20 protein-coding genes are annotated in these 17717 nt (G+C 53.5%); all 20 read left to right on the top strand.

The features are described from left to right. Window positions 1–40: 40 nt before the first annotated feature. The 20 genes from HMPREF0908_RS03330 to HMPREF0908_RS03235 all read left to right on the top strand — a co-directional run bounded on the left by HMPREF0908_RS03330 (window position 41) and on the right by HMPREF0908_RS03235 (window position 17709). Complete coding sequence (locus HMPREF0908_RS03330; protein WP_006690026.1) at window positions 41–457, top strand: transcriptional regulator GutM; 417 nt, start codon at window positions 41–43, stop codon at window positions 455–457. After that, window positions 442–1431 carry a PTS glucitol/sorbitol transporter subunit IIB gene (gene srlE, locus HMPREF0908_RS03325; RefSeq protein WP_006690025.1) on the top strand — a complete coding sequence of 330 codons (990 nt, stop codon included), beginning with the start codon at window positions 442–444 and terminating at the stop codon, window positions 1429–1431. The genes HMPREF0908_RS03330 and srlE overlap by 16 nt, the downstream gene beginning before the upstream one ends. A gap of 19 nt (window positions 1432–1450) precedes the next feature. Beyond that, window positions 1451–1978 carry a PTS glucitol/sorbitol transporter subunit IIC gene (gene srlA / locus HMPREF0908_RS03320; RefSeq protein WP_006690024.1) on the top strand — a complete coding sequence of 176 codons (528 nt, stop codon included), beginning with the start codon at window positions 1451–1453 and terminating at the stop codon, window positions 1976–1978. 50 nt (window positions 1979–2028) lie between these two features. Then, window positions 2029–2400 (top strand): PTS glucitol/sorbitol transporter subunit IIA, encoded by a 372-nt coding sequence (locus tag HMPREF0908_RS03315; protein WP_006690023.1) that lies wholly within the window; start codon window positions 2029–2031, stop codon window positions 2398–2400. A gap of 144 nt (window positions 2401–2544) precedes the next feature. Beyond that, window positions 2545–3504 carry a sugar-binding transcriptional regulator gene (locus HMPREF0908_RS03310; protein ID WP_040572508.1) on the top strand — a complete coding sequence of 320 codons (960 nt, stop codon included), beginning with the start codon at window positions 2545–2547 and terminating at the stop codon, window positions 3502–3504. Window positions 3505–3566: 62 nt separating this feature from the next. Further along, a complete protein-coding gene (locus tag HMPREF0908_RS03305) occupies window positions 3567–5153 on the top strand; it encodes an ArnT family glycosyltransferase (protein ID WP_006690020.1) in 1587 nt (528 codons plus the stop codon). Between the two features lie 149 nt (window positions 5154–5302). After that, on the top strand, window positions 5303–5683 hold the full coding sequence (locus tag HMPREF0908_RS03300; RefSeq protein WP_006690019.1) for a desulfoferrodoxin family protein: 381 nt from the start codon (window positions 5303–5305) through the stop codon (window positions 5681–5683). Window positions 5684–5848: 165 nt separating this feature from the next. After that, window positions 5849–6802: a 50S ribosomal protein L11 methyltransferase gene (prmA, locus tag HMPREF0908_RS03295; protein WP_040572380.1), complete on the top strand. Its 954-nt coding sequence runs from the start codon at window positions 5849–5851 to the stop codon at window positions 6800–6802. After that, a complete protein-coding gene (locus HMPREF0908_RS03290) occupies window positions 6799–7542 on the top strand; it encodes an RsmE family RNA methyltransferase (RefSeq protein WP_006690017.1) in 744 nt (247 codons plus the stop codon). The genes prmA and HMPREF0908_RS03290 overlap by 4 nt, the downstream gene beginning before the upstream one ends. Before the next feature lie 13 nt (window positions 7543–7555). Next, window positions 7556–8095 carry a TlpA family protein disulfide reductase gene (locus HMPREF0908_RS03285; protein ID WP_006690016.1) on the top strand — a complete coding sequence of 180 codons (540 nt, stop codon included), beginning with the start codon at window positions 7556–7558 and terminating at the stop codon, window positions 8093–8095. Between the two features lie 27 nt (window positions 8096–8122). Beyond that, complete coding sequence (locus tag HMPREF0908_RS03280; protein WP_006690015.1) at window positions 8123–8806, top strand: cytochrome c biogenesis CcdA family protein; 684 nt, start codon at window positions 8123–8125, stop codon at window positions 8804–8806. 121 nt (window positions 8807–8927) lie between these two features. Beyond that, a complete protein-coding gene (locus tag HMPREF0908_RS03275; protein ID WP_006690014.1) occupies window positions 8928–9461 on the top strand; it encodes an ECF transporter S component in 534 nt (177 codons plus the stop codon). Window positions 9462–9500: 39 nt separating this feature from the next. Continuing rightward, the gene (locus HMPREF0908_RS11375; protein ID WP_006690013.1) at window positions 9501–11459 is read left to right on the top strand and encodes a glycosyltransferase; all 1959 of its coding nucleotides are present in this window, start codon (window positions 9501–9503) and stop codon (window positions 11457–11459) included. 71 nt (window positions 11460–11530) lie between these two features. Next, complete coding sequence (locus HMPREF0908_RS03265; RefSeq protein WP_006690012.1) at window positions 11531–11935, top strand: sugar 3,4-ketoisomerase; 405 nt, start codon at window positions 11531–11533, stop codon at window positions 11933–11935. Further along, window positions 11932–13047 (top strand): DegT/DnrJ/EryC1/StrS family aminotransferase, encoded by a 1116-nt coding sequence (locus tag HMPREF0908_RS03260; protein WP_006690011.1) that lies wholly within the window; start codon window positions 11932–11934, stop codon window positions 13045–13047. Before HMPREF0908_RS03265 ends, HMPREF0908_RS03260 begins: the two co-directional genes overlap by 4 nt. 22 nt (window positions 13048–13069) lie before the next feature. After that, window positions 13070–14041 (top strand): glycosyltransferase, encoded by a 972-nt coding sequence (locus tag HMPREF0908_RS03255; RefSeq protein WP_245522900.1) that lies wholly within the window; start codon window positions 13070–13072, stop codon window positions 14039–14041. A 1-nt stretch (window position 14042) separates the two neighbouring features. Continuing rightward, window positions 14043–14618 (top strand): GNAT family N-acetyltransferase, encoded by a 576-nt coding sequence (locus tag HMPREF0908_RS03250; RefSeq protein ID WP_040572378.1) that lies wholly within the window; start codon window positions 14043–14045, stop codon window positions 14616–14618. Window positions 14619–14668: 50 nt separating this feature from the next. Then, a complete protein-coding gene (gene pseB / locus HMPREF0908_RS03245) occupies window positions 14669–15652 on the top strand; it encodes a UDP-N-acetylglucosamine 4,6-dehydratase (inverting) (protein WP_040572377.1) in 984 nt (327 codons plus the stop codon). Continuing rightward, a complete protein-coding gene (gene pseC, locus HMPREF0908_RS03240) occupies window positions 15649–16809 on the top strand; it encodes a UDP-4-amino-4,6-dideoxy-N-acetyl-beta-L-altrosamine transaminase (RefSeq protein WP_006690007.1) in 1161 nt (386 codons plus the stop codon). Before pseB ends, pseC begins: the two co-directional genes overlap by 4 nt. 18 nt (window positions 16810–16827) lie before the next feature. Then, a complete protein-coding gene (locus HMPREF0908_RS03235; RefSeq protein ID WP_006690006.1) occupies window positions 16828–17709 on the top strand; it encodes an aldo/keto reductase in 882 nt (293 codons plus the stop codon). The last annotated feature ends 8 nt before the right edge of the window (window positions 17710–17717 follow it).

Raw genomic sequence — 17717 nt, 5'->3', positions numbered from 1 at the left:
TACAAATGATAAAAAAGGAAGGAAGAAAGGGTGTAATTCCTTGCAGACGGAGACACTTATCGGTATCCTTTTCCTGCTCTTTGTCATTCAGGTGATCGGCACGCATTTGCAGGTGAAGGAGTATAAGCGTGCCGTGCATGAGATGCATAAGCTCGGCAATGTCGGCATCGGCTCACGTCGGCGCAGGCTTGGACCTTCGAGTATCGTTGTCATTGCCTGCCGCTCGGATGGGGAGATACTGGACGGGCGCATGATGCAGGGCATGACCATCCTTAGCCGATTTCGTCCGATGGAGGGGATCACGGGGCGCACGATCTACGATCTGCGCGCGGAGTACGGAGCACTGCCGGAACGGCGGCGTGCACACTACAAGGGGCATCTTCAGGCACTTGATGCGCTGATTGCACGGCTGAATGGACAACAATCAGAGGAGGAAAACGCATGTACAAATCGGTGAAGATTGTTGCTGGCAAGGGCGGCTGGGGCGGACCTCTCATCCTCGTCCCGACGGAGACACGCTGCAAGGTTGTGAGTGTGACGGGCGGCGGTATCCATCCGCTTGCGGCAAAGATTGCTGAAGTAACGGGCTGCACGGCAGTTGACGGGTTTACGACGGGGGTGCCGGATGAGGAGATCCTGCTCGCCGTTGTGGACTGCGGCGGCACGGCACGATGCGGCGTCTATCCGAAAAAGAGGATCTTGACGGCGAATGTCCTGCCCGTCGGCAAGACGGGACCTCTGGCGCAGTTTATCACGAAGGAGCTCTATGTTTCTGCCGTCGATTTATCGTGCATCCTCGATGTGGACGACGCGGAGATAGAGGCACAGGAAACGGCGGCAGAGCATGCGCCGAAGACCAAAGCACAGGCAAAGGCAGAGATCGCTGCGATGCAGACAGAGCGGGAAAAGAACTTTGTCACGCGACTCGGCATCGCCATTGGCGGCATTGTCAATAAATTCTATGCCGCCGGGCGTGAGACGATTGACATCACGATCAAGAGCATTCTGCCATTCATGGCATTCGTTTCTATGATCCTCGGCATCATCAGTGTTTCGGGACTCGGCAACTTCATTGCGAACAATATCTCACCGCTCGCGAGTTCCCTGCCCGGGATGCTTATCATCTCGCTCATCTGTGCGATTCCGTTTATATCCCCTGTTCTTGGGCCAGGCGCGGTTATTGCACAGGTCGTCGGGACTCTGCTCGGTGCACAGATCGGGATGGGCAACATTCCTCCGCAGTACGCTCTGCCTGCTCTCTTTGCGATCAATGCACAGGTTGGTGCGGACTTTGTTCCTGTCGGACTCAGCCTCGGGGAGGCGGATCCGGAGACCATCGAGCTTGGTGTGCCTGCCGTCCTTTACTCGCGCGTTATTACAGGGCCGCTCGCCGTGCTGATCGCCTATGCGGCGAGCATCGGTCTTTACTAATCGGGAGGGATATAGTATTATGGAACTGATAGCAACAGCGGCAAACGGCTTTATGGATCTCTTCCGTGCGGGGGCAGCGACGTTTACTTCATGGGTGACGGGCATCATTCCGCTTCTCGTCATCATGATGACGGCGGTCAACTCCCTCATCAAGCTCATCGGCGAAGAGCGTGTCAACGGCGTTGCACAGCGTGCGACGCAGAACATCATCACGCGCTATACCGTTCTTCCGGTTCTTGCGGTGCTCTTTCTCGGAAATCCGATGTGCTACACGTTCGGCAATTTCGTCGAGCAGAAGTATAAACCCGCCTACTATGATGCGGCAGTCAGCTTCGTGCATCCGGTGACGGGGCTCTTTCCCCATGCCAACGGCGGCGAGCTCTTCGTTTACATGGGCATTGCAGCGGGCATTACGACACTCGGTTTGCCGCTTGGTGATCTGGCTGTCCGTTACTTTATCGTTGGTGTCGTCGTTATCCTGCTCCGCGGCATTGTCACGGAGAAGATCTATCTCTATATGAAGCGCCGCGAGGAAAAACGGACGTAAAGGGATTCGCCTCGCGGAGGGCGGCATGGTAAATGAGAGGGGTATGCAGCATGAAGTTCTATTGTGAAATCACGAGTTTTGGCGAGGAGTCGCTCCTCTTTTTGGATGATCCGAATGCCAACTTTATCATTCTTTTTAATAACAATGCACCCGCGGAGCTGGCAGATTTTTCCGTGCTGCACACGCCTGCAAACTACAATGAGGATCCCGCCGTTGGCGATACGTTGATCATAGGGGATAAGGCATTTACCATCACGGCAATTGGAGACGAAGCACTTCACACCCTGCGGGAGCTCGGACACTGCACGTTCTCCTTCAAGGGGGGCGAGACACCGGAGCGCCCCGGCTGTATTATGCTGAAGGGCGACGCTCCGCTCGTGAAGGAAGATATCAAGATGGGCGCAACGATTGAGATTCACTGAGTGTTTCTGAGTGCACTTCCAAGAGGAGCTGCCGCAGCAGCGGCAGCTCCTCTTTTGCATTTTCATAGAAAATGCAAAAGAGGATGCAAACGTGAGAATGCATCGCCAATGGAGCGGTGCTGCACAGGCGGAAAGGGGTTCGTGATGAAAAAGATCGTTGATGATGTGCGTCTCATCTTCAAATGCTGCAGCCTGTACTATCAGGATGGGCTGGGGCAGAAGGAGATCTGTGAACTGCTCGGCATTTCGCGTCCGACAGTTTCGCGCATGCTCACCATTGGCAGGGAGCGCGGCATTGTCCGCATCGAGATTCAGAACCCCGACAATATTGCCTATGGACAGCTCGAACGTATGCTAGAAAAAAAGTATCATCTGCAGGAAGTTGTCGTCGTCCCATCCAGTCCGCTCTCGGACGGGCAGTACCCAATCAGCTCTGAGATCGGCAGCGCGACGCTCGAGTACCTTTCGCGGGTGTTGATGGACGGCTATCTGGTCGGCATCACGATGGGGCTCGCGATTCAGAATGTCGTGCGGTCGGACTACTTCATTCGCAGTCCCATTCGGGCGACGTTTGTTCCGCTTGTGGGCGGTGTCGCTGAGAGCCGTCTTGACATCCATTCAAACTATCTTGCGCAGGAGTTTGCCGACCGCTTTGCCGGCAACTGTGTGCAGTTCTTCGCACCGGCAGTATTCTCGCGGCGTGAAGTGCTCGAGGGGTTTCTGGAAGAAAAGACCATCCGTAACGTGACGCGTCTCTATCCACGGCTTGATCTGGTACTCATGGGGATCGGAATTCCATCGACGGAGCACTCGACCATCCTGCGCACGGGCTACGTCGACCGTTCCATCCTTGCCGCATTTGCCGCGCGCGGCGCCGTGGGGGATATTGCTCTGCGCTATTTTGACGCAGACGGCGATACGACACCGTTTCGTGATTTTAACGAGCGTGTGGCAGGCATCCCCCTGGACCTTCTAAAAAAAATTCCGCGCCGCGTTGGTGTGGCCGGGGGCAGTCAGAAGAAGGATGCCGTCCGCGGGGCAATTCGCGGCGGCTTTATCAACGTCCTTATCACGGATATTGACTGTGCGGAGCATCTGTTGTAAAACTTCATTTCTATGGTACAATGCAGAGGATAGATTGAAGGTAATGGAGGGCATATATCTGCATGAACGACGAGAAAAATCTTGCGTGGCCGGTGTACCTTGTTCTGCTCGCCGTGGTCTCCTTTCAGATCCTTTACGGTATCGGCGGACTGGCGCTGCTCGATCCCGATGAGCCCGTCTATGCGGAGACGGCGAAGGAGATGATCCGCTTCGGCGACTATCTCTCACCACGCATCTACAACGAGTTTTGGTATGATAAGCCGCCGATCTTTTATTGGCTGATTGTGGTTTCCCTCAAGATGTTCGGCGGATTCAGCGAGCTCGCGGCGCGTCTGCCCGCATCATTTATGGCGATTGGTTCCGTTCTGCTGACCGCATTGGCGTCGGCACGGCTCTTCGGTGCACGCACGGGGTTTTGGTCGGGCATGATTACGGGGACGAGTGTTTTTCTCATGTACATGGGCAAGGCATCCGTGACGGATACGACGCTGCTTTTCTTCATGACGGCAGCGCTCTTCTCGTTCATTCATCGGCAGTATTGGCTGATGTATTTCTGCTGTGGACTTGCGGTTATGACAAAGGGGCCCATTGGTATCGTTTTTCCGGGGGCTATTGTTTTCTTTTATCTGCTTCTTACGCGGCAGCTCGAGCGGCTTTTCCGTATGCACGTCGTGCGCGGTGTCCTGCTTGCCGCACTTGTCGGTATGCCGTGGTATATCTACATGTATACGGTGCACGGGATGCCGTTTATTCATGATTTCATCGGCTTTCATAACATCAGCCGCTTTGCGCATCCGCTGCATCCCGTGCGTGATCACTGGTACTTCTACATTCCTGTTGTCCTGCTCGGATTCTTTCCATGGACGGGTCTGCTCATCCAGTCGGTTAAGAATGCGTATCGCCGCAGCTTCGGTGAGGAAGCGGAGCTGCTGACATTTTTCCAGGTGTGGTGGATTTTTGTCTTGATCTTCTTCTCGTTCGCCCAGACCAAGCAGGTTTCCTACATGCTCATTCTTGTCCCGCCGCTTGCGACGATCATCGGATGGAATCTCGCGCAGATGCTCGATGACTGGCGGCAGACACATTTTGCATGGGCGGGCGGCAGTGCCGTGCTTTTTCTCGTGTCGGGGATTGGCTGGCTGCTCGCAGGAGACAGCCTCCCGCAGCTTGCAGAGGGCGGGCTCTGGCTGGGAACGCTGACTCTCCTCCTCGGCGCGGCGATCATCTATCACATCACCGCCTCCCATCGCCTCCTCCTTGCGGCATGGCTGCACGTCGCTACAGCGGTGGTGACGATGGTCATCGGCTTCGGCATTATGATGCCGGCCGTCGAAGGGATCTTTAGTGTCAAGCAGGTTGCGCGCGACTACGCGGCACAGTATCATGCTGCGGCAGAGGAAGAGGGGCGAGTCCTCTACATCGATAAGCAGCTGCGTCCCGGGGTGATGCTCTATACGGATATCCCAGGACTTGAGGCGGATGTCAATCAGCCGGAGGAGCTCACTGCGATACGAGACGATCCACGCCCGAAGTACATCATCATACGTGACTTTATGTATCAACGCAAGGTCAAGGAACTCGGCGCGGAGCGCTGGCAGCTCGTGGAGGAAAAGGATGGGCTCTGCCTCTTCCGCGACGATGGGACATGATTTTTGAAAAATTTTTTTGGAATAAAGAAGGATAATTTTATTTTGTGGAGAATTGTTATTTGTAAGAGATGAAATAGATCATATCTATGACATCTGATACTCCACACGTATTACTTTGCTGTGTATTATTAATTATTAGGAGGATATTTATGTCAATTTTTTATCTCGCGGGAAAATCCCATCTTGTTGAGGTCTACGACGACGAGGCACTTGATCTTTCTTGCTGCGGCAATCCGCTGAAGGAACTGAAGCCGAACACGGTCGATGCGGCGCAGGAGAAGCATGTTCCCGTGCCGACCTACGATGCGGCAAAGCATGAGGTGACGGTCAGCGTCGGCTCGGTGGCGCATCCGATGACGGAGGAGCATCTCATCAACTGGGTCATGCTCGTTACGCAGCATGGTGCGCAGCGTATCGACCTTACGGCGGTGGATGCACCGACCGTTACGTTCCGCCTTGCGGACGGTGATGCGCCGGTCAAGGTGCTCGCCTACTGCAACCTGCATGGGCTTTGGCAGGCAGAGGTATAAGCTGCTGCGCCGGAAAGGGGAATGCTGCACGGGCGTGATCTCGGGCACAGTCCCCTTTTTTGATGGCTGCTTAGCCGGAAAAATCAGTCGCATTTCATTCGTTGTTCGTGTATAATGTAGCTGTCGCGTGGACGATAAGACAGAGCAACAATGGGAGGCGATGTCATGCGCTGGGCGCAGGTGAGCGTTGTGACGACGCATGAGGGGACAGATCTGATCGGAAATATTCTGATGGAGCTGGGCGCTGCAGGGACAGAGATCGATGATCCGTCGCTCGTCAATGAATACATCGACGCCGGTTTGTGGGACTATACCGACCTGCCGCGTGTCGAGGATACCGAGACGGTGACGGTGCGCGCCTATCTGCCTGAGGATGAGCGGCTCGAGAGCAGCCTCCTTACCCTTACGGAGCGCATTGAGGGGCTGCGCCGCGCCGATGCTCCGATCGGGGCGGGGACAGTTTCCCATGCCTTTGTCGCGGATGAGGACTGGGCGGAGACGTGGAAGGTGTATATCCACACAGAGAAGATTGGGCGGCGCATCGTCGTGCGCCCCACATGGGAGGAGTATACGCCGTCGGGCGATGAGATCGTCATCGATCTCGACCCTGGCGCGGCGTTCGGGACAGGGGCACATGCGACAACGGCGATGTGTCTGCGCTGGCTTGAACGTCTTGTCTGCTCCAGGATGCGCGTCTGCGATGTGGGCTGCGGGTCAGGGATTCTGGCAATTGCGGCGTCGAAACTCGGTGCGGGCGAGGTGATCGCCATGGACTACGATCCCGTTGCGGTCTCCGTTGCCGAGGAAAACATCAAACAAAATCATGTCACGAACGTTGTCGCTCTGCAGAGCGATCTTCTCGCAGCATGTCAGGGGATGCCGCCGGCAGAGCTGATCACGGCGAACATCATTGCGGATATCATCATCCGTCTGTTTGACCAGTTGGATCAGTATCTGGCACCAGGCGGTGCCCTGCTCGCCTCGGGCATCATTGATGACCGCATTGACGATGTAGAGAGGGCGGCGAAGGAGCACGGCTTTACCGTGCTCGATATGACCTGTGAAAAGGAATGGGCGGCGATGATTATCCGCCGTACAGCGGATCTCGAAGAGGCATGAGACAGGTATTTTATTCCAGCACATTAACGGAGGAGATCGTCATTACGGGGGGTGACGCCCATCATCTCGCTCATGTGATGCGCACTCAAATCGGTGATGTGATCACGGTCGTTGATGCAGAAGGACAGGCGGCAGAGATGGTGGTCACAGCACTCACTCGTGATGCTGTGCACTTTCGTATGCAGCGCGTACTGCCTGCGGAGACAGCAGGCAGAGAGGTTATTCTCGTGCAGGCGCTTCTCAAGGGAGAGAAGATGGACTTCATCGTCCAAAAGGCGGCAGAATTGGGCGCCGTATGCATGTGCCCCATCGTGACAGAGCACATCGTCGTGCGCTATGACGCGAAGAAGGCGGCGGCAAAGGCGGCGCGCTGGCAGAAAATCGCTGATGAGGCGGCAAAGCAGTGCGGCCGCAGGTCGTTGATGACCGTTGCGCCGATCGTCTCACTCGCGGAGCTGCTGCAGGACCCGGCGTACATCGGTGCCGCTGATACAGTGACCGCCTTTTGCTATGAGCAGGAGGAGCGGCAGTCAATGCGTGCCGTACTGCGCGGCACAGAGGCGCGGCGCGTGACGCTCATCGTCGGTGCGGAGGGGGGCTTTTCCCCTGCTGAGGCGGCGGCGGTCACGGCGGCAGGCGGGCAGTCCGTCTCACTGGGACACCGCATTCTGCGGGCAGAGACGGCATCGCTCACAGCACTCGCCGTGACGCAGTATGAACTTGGAAATCTTGATACGTAATAGAGGAACAACAATGAAGAAGTATACAATATGTTTGGCGGCATTCGTCGCACTCAGTGTGTTTACGGGCTGCGGAAGCAGCAGTGCGGCCGATGAAGGGCGTGCTGCGGGCGCGCAGACGCAGGAGGCGCAGAATGCAGGACACGGGCTCGTGGGGGAGGCGGCACCGAAATTTGCCGTGAAGAATCTCACGGGCGAGGACGTCGCTGTCGAGGCGAAGGGCAAGCCCTACATCATCAATTTCTGGGCGACGTGGTGCCCTCCCTGTCAGGCAGAGATTCCGGATCTCGCGGCGTTCTATGCGGCGCATCGGGAGACGGTGGATTTCTATGCCGTCAACTTGCAGGAGGAGGCCCCCGCAGTTCAGAAGTTTTTGACGGAGCGGCAGGCAGAACTGCCCGTTGTACTGGATGCAAAGGGGAAGGCGGCGGCACTCTACGGCGTGCGTGCCATCCCGACGACGGTTGTCGTGAATGCAGAGGGAACGGTGATCTACCGCAAGACGGGCGGCGTGACGAAGGCGGAGCTGGAAGATGTCATCAATAAATACTGATAGCCTCGTCGTTGGAGGGCACGGCGCATGGAACTGACTCTTCTCAGCGGGGCATTCATCGCGGGCGTCCTCTCTTTTCTCTCCCCCTGTGTTTTGCCGCTCCTGCCGACGTTCTCATTGATCCTTGCGAAGAACAGCAGGCAGGATGGGCGGGAGGCACAGCGCCTCTATGTCAATACGGCGGCGTTTCTGGCAGGATTTACCGTTATCTTTGTTCTCCTCGGCGCGACAGCATCACTGCTCGGCTCATGGCTCTTCTCCTATCAGGAAATCCTGCGCCAGGGAGCGGCGGCACTCATTATCCTGATGGGATTTTTCATGACGGGATGGATCCGGATCCCGCTTCTCCTGCGTGAGTATCGCCCCTTTCAGCGGCGCGGCTTTGACGGCGTCGGCGGTGCATTTCTTCTTGGCTGCGGCTTCACGCTCGGATGGACACCGTGCACGGGACCCGTCCTTGCGACGATTCTGCTCTATGCGGGCAGTGCGGCGACAGTCGGTGCGGGAGCCCTTTTGCTCCTCGTCTACAGCATGGGCTTTGCTGTACCGTTTTTCCTGCTCGCTGTGATCTGGCGGCGGCATATTATGAAGCTGCGCGGCTTTTATCAGTATCTGCCGCGCATTCAGCAAACGGCCGGCATTGCGCTCATTGTTCTCGGCATTCTGCTGTGGGCAGATGGGCTGAGCTATCTCGTCCGGATCTTATCTTAGGGAAGCACTGATTTTATCTATGCTTTTCCAATCAACGGTCTTCCTTCAACATGGAGGGAGACCGTTTTCTCATTGAACTTTAAGACAGTGTGTGGTATGGTATAGCATAGACAGTGTATCCATGGAGGTAAATATGAAAACATATGGAAAGAATGCCGCAGAATTTTCCATACGGGAGATTGTGTTTACAGGACTGATGACGGCGCTCGTCTTTGTGGCGACCTATGTGCCGCATATACCTATTCCGCTCGGTTATGCGCATCTCGGTGATGCCGTGATCTTCCTGCTCGCCGTGCTTGCACCGCGCCGCAGCGTCCTTTTTGCCGCGTGCCTTGGCTCGGCGATGGCGGATATTTTCGGCGGCTTTGCGCTGTGGGCAGGACCGACCATCCTCATCAAGCTCATCATGGCGGAAATTGTCTGCCGCATGGGCCGCAGCAATGCTGTCCCGGCAGGACGCAGACAGTGCGCGGCGGCATTTCTTCTCGCAAGCCTTTGGATGGCGGCAGGCTATACCCTCGCGGGAGCGGTGCTCTATGACGGTATGGCGGCGGCGCTCGCATCGACGCCCGGGCTTCTCGCCGAGGGCATTGCCAATAGTATACTCGCGTTGCTCATTGTGCCTGCCCTGCGGGAACATGTTCCGCGGTGGTAAACGCACGGAGGGAAGAACAATTGCTGTGTCTATGCTGTTATGAGAGAGGATAATGTCTTGCTTGAAACACTTTCACTTCCGATGCCTCAGCTGCCGACGCCTGCCTGCGCTATTCAGCGGGACGATGGACAGGTCGTACTGACGGCAGGGTCGCGATCACAGCTTTTGAGCGGAACAATTGCATCGACGAATGATGACGCACATATACTGATTGGACGGTATGCTTCTCTTGGACGAAATATCACCTTTGATATGGAGGATAGAGCCAGCAGAGCATCTGCAGCGGCATATCCTTTTTCTTTTTGGTCACCGTCCCCGGCGGAAGATGTGCCCGAGCGCAGGCAGATCATCATTGGAAATGATGTGCGTATCGAATCAAATGTGATCTTCAGGGGCGGTATTACCGTAGGAAACGGAGCCATTGTTCGTGCAGGGGCAGTTTTGATGGAGGATGTGCCGCCCTATGCCGTTGTTGAAGGGAATCCGGCGCATGTTGCAGGCTATCGTTTTGACGTGGATACGATCCGTCAGCTTCAGCGCATCAAATGGTGGAATTGGCCGGAGGAGGATATTCGGAAGAACATACATATTCTGGCGGACAATGTCGATGCATTTCTTATGAAATTCCAACCGGCCGTGCATGAAATATCCGATGAAACCGTGGAGACGCTCCGTGAATTCAAGGAGCAGGGCTATCGCGTTTATTATTTTGTACCGGACGTTGATTCCCCGGAGGGAATCTGGCGAAAAGTGATTCGCGCCTATCTATCGGCGTATACCGCGAATGATAAGACGGCACTCCTCCTTGGCCTTTCAGGGGAAAATGCGGAAGCAGTGACTGCCAAAATTCAGCCGTTGATGAACACAATGGGGGAAAATGCACCTCTCATTTTGACGCACACATGGAATGAGGAACATCTTGGTCGGATCTTTTCTTATGTCGATGATCTGATTACGACAAAGGATGGGATCTCATCCGTCTGTGTGGATTATGCTTCCCATGAGAACGTGCGCGTATCGTATGGATGCGACGATAAGGAACAGATCTTTCCCCGTGAAAAGGAGATTGACATTTCCGTCTGTGTTCTCAGCTATCAGCCGGATTACGAGAAGCTTTTCGCAACGCTCACGTCAATCGTTCAGCAAGTACACTGTTCCTTTGAGATCATCATCGGTGATGACGGAACGCCGAATTTTCCTCAGGAAGAGATTGAACTGTGGCTGCGGCAGCAGGGCTGCCGTGACTGCACCATTCTGCATAGTGCAGAGAACCACGGCACGGTAAGGAATATGATGCAGATGCTCTCTGCTGCACGTGGGAGATATATCAAGGCAATCTCACCGGGGGATTATCTGTATTGCAATGATGTCCTTGGGAAAATGCTCCGCTTTATGGAGCAGGAGCACTATGCTGTGGCATTCGGACGGGCGTGTTACTATCATCATGACGGGAGTTCCTATCAGCTGCTTGATACAATGAGTCCGCTGAACCTTGGAATTTATGAAGCAAAGGACTATGATGCTGTAAAAAAAGCCTGTGTGATTTACGGAGATTTCATTCTTGGTGCACTCCTGATGGGGGAGCGCAGGATGATTACGGCCTATACGAATGAAATTGTCGGGCATATCATCTATGGAGAGGATACCATCTATCTTCGGATGCTCGCCGATGGTATTCCCATCGGCTTTTGGAATCACAATTTTATCTGGTACGAGGTGGGCACGGGGATCTCTACGAAGGGGGGAGATGCATGGCGAAAACGCCTCGGGAAGGACATGGATGTGTGCCTCTTTATCATTGAACAGCTGCACGCGGGGATACGCGAAGAAAAGGAGAAAATCCTAAGCGGAGCCAATGGCAAGACAATGCGCGATCTGCAAAAAAAATATCGCACCGATGCCTTTGAAGCGTATATCGCGGAACATGGATCCTATCTGCAGGATGTCGATGAAGGTGAATTGGAGCGTCTCGTTCATGCGCCTGTTGTGCGGGGATGATTCCTTTAGCAAAACGGCGGAGCATTCGAATATATACATGAAAGTAATTCACATTGGTCGAGGAGAGTACGATGCAGATCGTAAAATATATGTTTCAGCCACACGGAGATGAACGCGGCATGCTCGTTGCTCTGGAGGAGTTTACGGATATCCCGTTCCGCATCAAACGCGTCTACTATATGTATGATACGGTTGCAGGGGTCGTGCGCGGACATCATGCGCATAAGAAACTGGAACAGATTTTGATCTGTATTCATGGCTCGTGCAGGATCCGCCTCGACAACGGACGAGAAAAAAAGATCGTGCCGCTGGAAAAACCATACGAAGGACTTTATATCTCTCACTCCATGTGGCGCGAGATGTACGATTTTTCTCCGGATGCCGTACTCATGGTGCTCGCCTCGGAGGTCTATGATGAGTCGGACTATATACGGGATTACGATGAATTTTTGCGGATGGTGGAGGCGAAGGGATGAAGATTGATCTTGCAGTTCTGCATCGGCAGTATGACCTTCATGCAGCAGAATATGATGCGGCGGCTCTGCGTGCCCTTCGCTCTGGGTGGTACATCATGGGACCGGAGCTCTCAGCATTCGAGACGGAGTTCGCCGCCTATACGGGAGCAGAGTATGCTGTCGGACTGAACTCAGGACTCGATGCGCTGACGCTCTCTGTGCGCGCTCTTGGGATCGGTGCAGGGGACGAGGTCATTGTCCCGGCAAATACCTATATCGCGACGGTGCTCGCCGTCACGGAGAATGGGGCAACGCCTGTCTTTGTTGAGCCTGATGTGCACTACTGCATCGACCCCGACTGCATTGAGGCGGCAATTACCCCGCGCACGCGAGCGATTATGGTCGTGCATCTCTATGGACAGGCTGCTGCTATGCCGGCAGTGATGGAGATCGCAGAGCGGCATCATCTCTTCGTCATCGAGGACTGTGCCCAGTCGCATGGGGCACACTTTGGCGATACGATGACGGGGCGCTTCGGTCATGTCGGTTGTTTCAGCTTCTACCCGACGAAGAACCTCGGTGCATTCGGCGATGCGGGTGCTGTCGTGACAGACGATGCAGTGCTTGCCGAGAAAATCCGTATGCTGCGAAACTACGGCAGCAAGGAAAAATATCATAATGAGCTCTGCGGCGTCAACTCCCGTCTGGATGAGATACAGGCGGCACTCCTGCGCACGAAGCTGACGCATCTTTCCGCATTGACCGAGGAGCGCAGGGAAATTGCAGCCCAATATCATGCAGGGATCAAGAATGAGCATATTCATCTCCCACAGGTACGTGAGGGCGCGGAGCATGTCTATCATCAGTTCGTTGTTCACACGGCGACACGCGATCACTTCAAGGCGTATCTTCACGCACATGGCATTGAGACGGTGATCCACTATCCCATTCCCCCGCATCTCGCGGAGTGCTATGCATATCTCGGGCACACGCGCGGCAGTTTTCCGCGCGCGGAGCAGTATGCCGATGAGGTGCTGAGCCTGCCGATCTTTAACGGCATGCGGACAGACGAGATCGCCTATGTGATCGATACCGTGAATGCTTATCACACATTCACAGCACAGTGCGTGTGATGTAGAAAGGATATCCATGATCATGCCCTCCTCAACACAGCTGTATGATGTTTCGGTCTGTGTCCTTACCTATCATCCGGATTATGAGAGGCTCTTTATAACGCTCACATCCGTGATTCGCCAGAAGGGCTGTACCTGTGAGATCGTCATTGCGGATGATGGTACGCCGGATTTCCGTCAGAAAGAGATCGAGGCGTGGATGGCGGAGCATGATGTCGAGGATTACTGCATCGTGCGCAGTGCAGCGAATACGGGCACCGTTCGGAATGCGCTGAACGCATATAAAGCTGCCGGTGGTCGGTATGTCAAGCTGATCTCGCCCGGCGATTATCTATACGCCGATACCGTATTGGCGGAGATGATGAATTTCATGCAGAGCGAGAAGTATAAAATTGCATTTGGTCGGGCGTGCTATTACGTGGTGACAAATGGTGTATACCAGCTGGTCAACCGCATGCAGCCATTTCAGCTGCGCCCTTATTTGGAAAAAGATATTTCTGCCGTCAAGGAGGCGTATCTGGTCTATCAGGACTATGGTGTCGGTGCTGCCTTTATGGGAGAACGAGATCTTCTCATCGCCTATACGGAGATGATATGCGGGCGTATTGTTTATACGGAGGACGCTGTCTATCCGATCATGATCGCCGATGATATTCCTCTCGGGTTTTGGAATCGGAATCTGATTTGGTATCATTATGGCAGCGGAATATCTGACAGCGTATCGGAGGTGTGGAAGAAGCGCCTGCTGCATGACAGTAAAGTGACGTTGGAGATTATCATCGAGCGGCACTGTGAGATTTTGGATATGGTTTTTGGCGCGCAAAAAGATGGGCATGATGCAGGCCCGTCATATGAGCAGCGGCGTGAGGCCTACTATGCAGAGGCACAGCATCTTTTGGACAACGGCTCATATTGGAAAAATGTTGATCCTGCAGAATTGGTCAAATTGGTGCACACGGACGTAGTGTTCGGCAGATTGACGAATGAGAAGTGAAATGCGAGCAATTCATCTGAACGGACATATGGTCTGTTTGAACGAAGTCACGGCGGAGTACTTTCCGCATATCATTGCATGGCGCAATGATCCCGTGAACCATCGGTATCTCAATCACCCGTTTCGTCTCGACATGGACAAGCAGAGAGCGTGGTATGAATCCTATGTGAATGACGCCACGCAGGGGCTGCTCGTTGTTGTTGACAAAGAGCATGATACACCATTTGCGACCATGGGATGGACGGCCTATGATGCGGAGCGGCATCGCTGCATCACGGGACGTCTGCTCGTCGGTGACCGCCGCTATCGGGGAAGTGCGCATTTTGCCGAGGCGACACTTCTTTTTGCTGACTATGTATACGATACATTAGGTGTGGACATATGTTATGCACACATTGTGCGCGAAAATGCCGCATCACTCCGTTATCATGAGAAATACGGATTCCACCAGAATGAGGGGGAAATGCAGTTTCCGGAGGAACGCATCGTGAACGGGATGGAGCAGGTCGAATATCTGCGGCGGCGAGAAGACTGGCGTGTGGTAAAGCCTACGGTACAAGATAGGCTTCGGCCTTAAGAGATCACGAAAAACATGGTTTTCATTGATTTTTATTGGAGATGATTCATTTGTTCAACAACAAAAGTATACTTGTTACAGGTGGAACAGGATCGTTTGGGAAGAAATTCATAGAAACCGTACTCAAGAAATACACGCCTAAAAAAATGATCGTTTTTTCCCGTGATGAACTCAAGCAATTCGAGATGCAGCAGGTATTTGATGATCCCTGTATGCGCTATTTTATCGGAGATGTGCGAGATGAAGCACGGCTGAAACAGGCGATGTACCAGGTTGATTACGTCGTACATGCGGCGGCTCTCAAGCAGGTTCCGGCAGCAGAATATAATCCGATGGAGTGCATTAAGACGAATATTCATGGAGCACAGAACGTCATCAATGCAGCGATTGCTGCGGGCGTAAGAAAGGTGATAGCCCTTTCTACGGATAAAGCGGCGAACCCCATCAATCTGTATGGTGCAACGAAATTGGCATCGGACAAGCTCTTTACAGCGGCAAATAGTCTTGTGGGGGATCGTGGAACGCGATTTGCTGTCGTGCGCTATGGGAATGTCGTTGGCTCGCGCGGTTCTGTTGTTCCTTTTTTTAAAAGTCTGGTTGAGGAAGGGGCAGAGTCTATACCTATTACAGATACGCGCATGACACGATTCTGGCTGCGGTTGGAGGATGGTGTTAGATTTGTATTGAAGAGTTTTGAGCGTATGCATGGCGGGGAAATCTTTATACCAAAGATCCCATCGATGCGGATTACAGATTTGGCGAAGGCCATTGCCCCCCATATTCCAATACGAGTGATTGGCATTCGCCCAGGAGAAAAGCTTCATGAAGTTATGTGTCCTGCAGATCTGTACTATGATACCATCGAATTTTCGGATCATTTTGTTATTCGGCCGTCCACGCCAAACTTTGGCGGCGACTATACAAAAAATATGCTTGGAGAAGAAGGACATCTCGTTTCAGATGGATTTTCCTATGATTCTGGAACAAATTCACACTTTTTGACGGTCGATGAACTTCGGGAGATGAACCCATGATATACTATGGACGGCAGGACATCAATGAGGCAGATATTCAGGCGGTCGAGGCGGTACTGCGCTCGGATTTTCTGACACAGGGGCCTGAGATTGAGCGGTTTGAACGCCGCGTGGCGGATTACTGCGGCGCGAAGTATGCCGTCGCTGTCTGCAATGCGACGGCCGCACTCCATATCGCGTGTCTTGCTGCAGGGCTGGGAAAGGGCGATGTCCTATGGACGAGCCCTATCACCTTTGTTGCCTCGGCGAACTGTGCACTATACTGCGGCGGTGATGTTGACTTTGTCGATATTGATGCGAAAACCTACAACATGAGTGCAGACCTCTTGGAGGAAAAACTCCGCATGGCGAAGACGGAGGGAAAGCTTCCCAAGATGGTCATTCCGGTTCATCTTGCTGGACAGTCCTGCGATATGCGCCGTATTCGTGCTCTCGCCGATGAATATGGCTTTGCCGTCACGGAGGATGCCTCCCATGCAGTGGGGGCGGAGTATCTCGATACGAAGGTCGGGAGCTGCGCTTTTTCTGATATGACGGTGTTCAGCTTTCATCCCGTCAAGATTGTTACGACGGGGGAAGGCGGCATGGTCCTGACGAATGATGCCGCTCTCTATGAAAAACTGCGCCTCTATCGCAGCCATGGGATTACGCGTGATCCGAGATATATGACACACGAAAGTGATGGCCCTTGGTACTATCAGCAGATTGCACTCGGATTTAACTATCGCATGACGGACATGCAGGCGGCACTTGGATGCAGTCAGATGGATCGCCTGGACGAATTTGTCGCGCGGCGCAGAGCACTCGCAGCGCGGTATGATACTCTACTGCAGGGGCTTCCTGTTGTAACGCCGTATGTGATGACAGAAGCACATCCTTCATGGCATATCTATATTATAAGGATAAATCATGAACAAATTGGGAAGACAAAACAACAGGTCTTCGAAGCGATGAAGAAGCGGGGGATCGCACTTAATCTCCATTATATTCCAGTACATCGTCAACCGTATTATGAAAAACTAGGATTTTATCGGGGCGATTTTCTACAAAGTGAGAAATACTATGAAGAAGCATTTACACTCCCGCTCTTTTATGAACTGACAGATGAACAGCAGAACTATATTGTGGAATCTTTACGGAACGTTTTGCAGCAATGAGAATATGGGAGGATATCTGTGCGGAAACTGACGGATAAGTTCTGTCTCGGTACGGTGCAGTTCGGTATGCAATATGGCGTCAACAATGCGCTTGGACGGCAGCCGACGGACGCGGAGGCTTTTGCCGTTTTGGATACGGCTTTGTCTGCGGGGGTTCGGATGTTTGATACGGCAAGTGCTTATGGGACCTCCGAAGATGTCTTAGGGCGTTATGGCCTTGCCCGCAAGGGGGCACATCTTGCATCAAAATTGGCTCCTGGAACGGCAGACTGCACTGAAGCAGTGCTTGCGGGGCTTCGTACATCTCTTCATCGTTTGGATGCGGAGCAGCTATTTTGCTATATGCTCCACCGTGCAGATGATTTAGATAAGAGCGGCATTATGGATGGAATGTGTGTCGCGAAAGATAGTGGTCTGACGAAAAAAATCGGGGTCAGCATCTATGAACCGCAAGATGCCATGCGGGCAGCACATGATGATCGCATTGACGTGATCCAAGTGCCATACAATGTGTTAGATCAGCGGCTGGATGGGTGCTCTTTTTTTACATTGGCAAAGGAGCACGGAAAAATTATCTTTGCCCGGAGTGTATTTTTACAGGGGCTTCTCCTTATGCAGCCGCAGGAGGCAGAGAGGCATGTTGGGGGCAGCGGAAGAGCAATTGCATGTTTTCATGAGCTGGCGAGGGATTGTGGGTGTTCACCGGCAGAGGCGGCATTACTTTATACACTTTCGCACCCTTATATTGACTATGTCGTTTTTGGGGTGGATACGCCCAACCAACTTCTAGAAAATGTTACGATGTCGCAAAAGGAGACAACAGCTGTACAGTGCTATAGGCATCTTCGGGGCGTGTCTTTCAATGTGCCGGCACGCGTGGTTCAACCGAACCTTTGGTAGAAAGGAAT

This window comes from Centipeda flueggei ATCC 43531, assembly GCF_000160695.1.
GTDB classification, from domain to species: Bacteria; Bacillota; Negativicutes; order Selenomonadales; family Selenomonadaceae; genus Centipeda; species Centipeda flueggei.
This window is presented reverse-complemented; position numbering and strand designations above follow the sequence as displayed.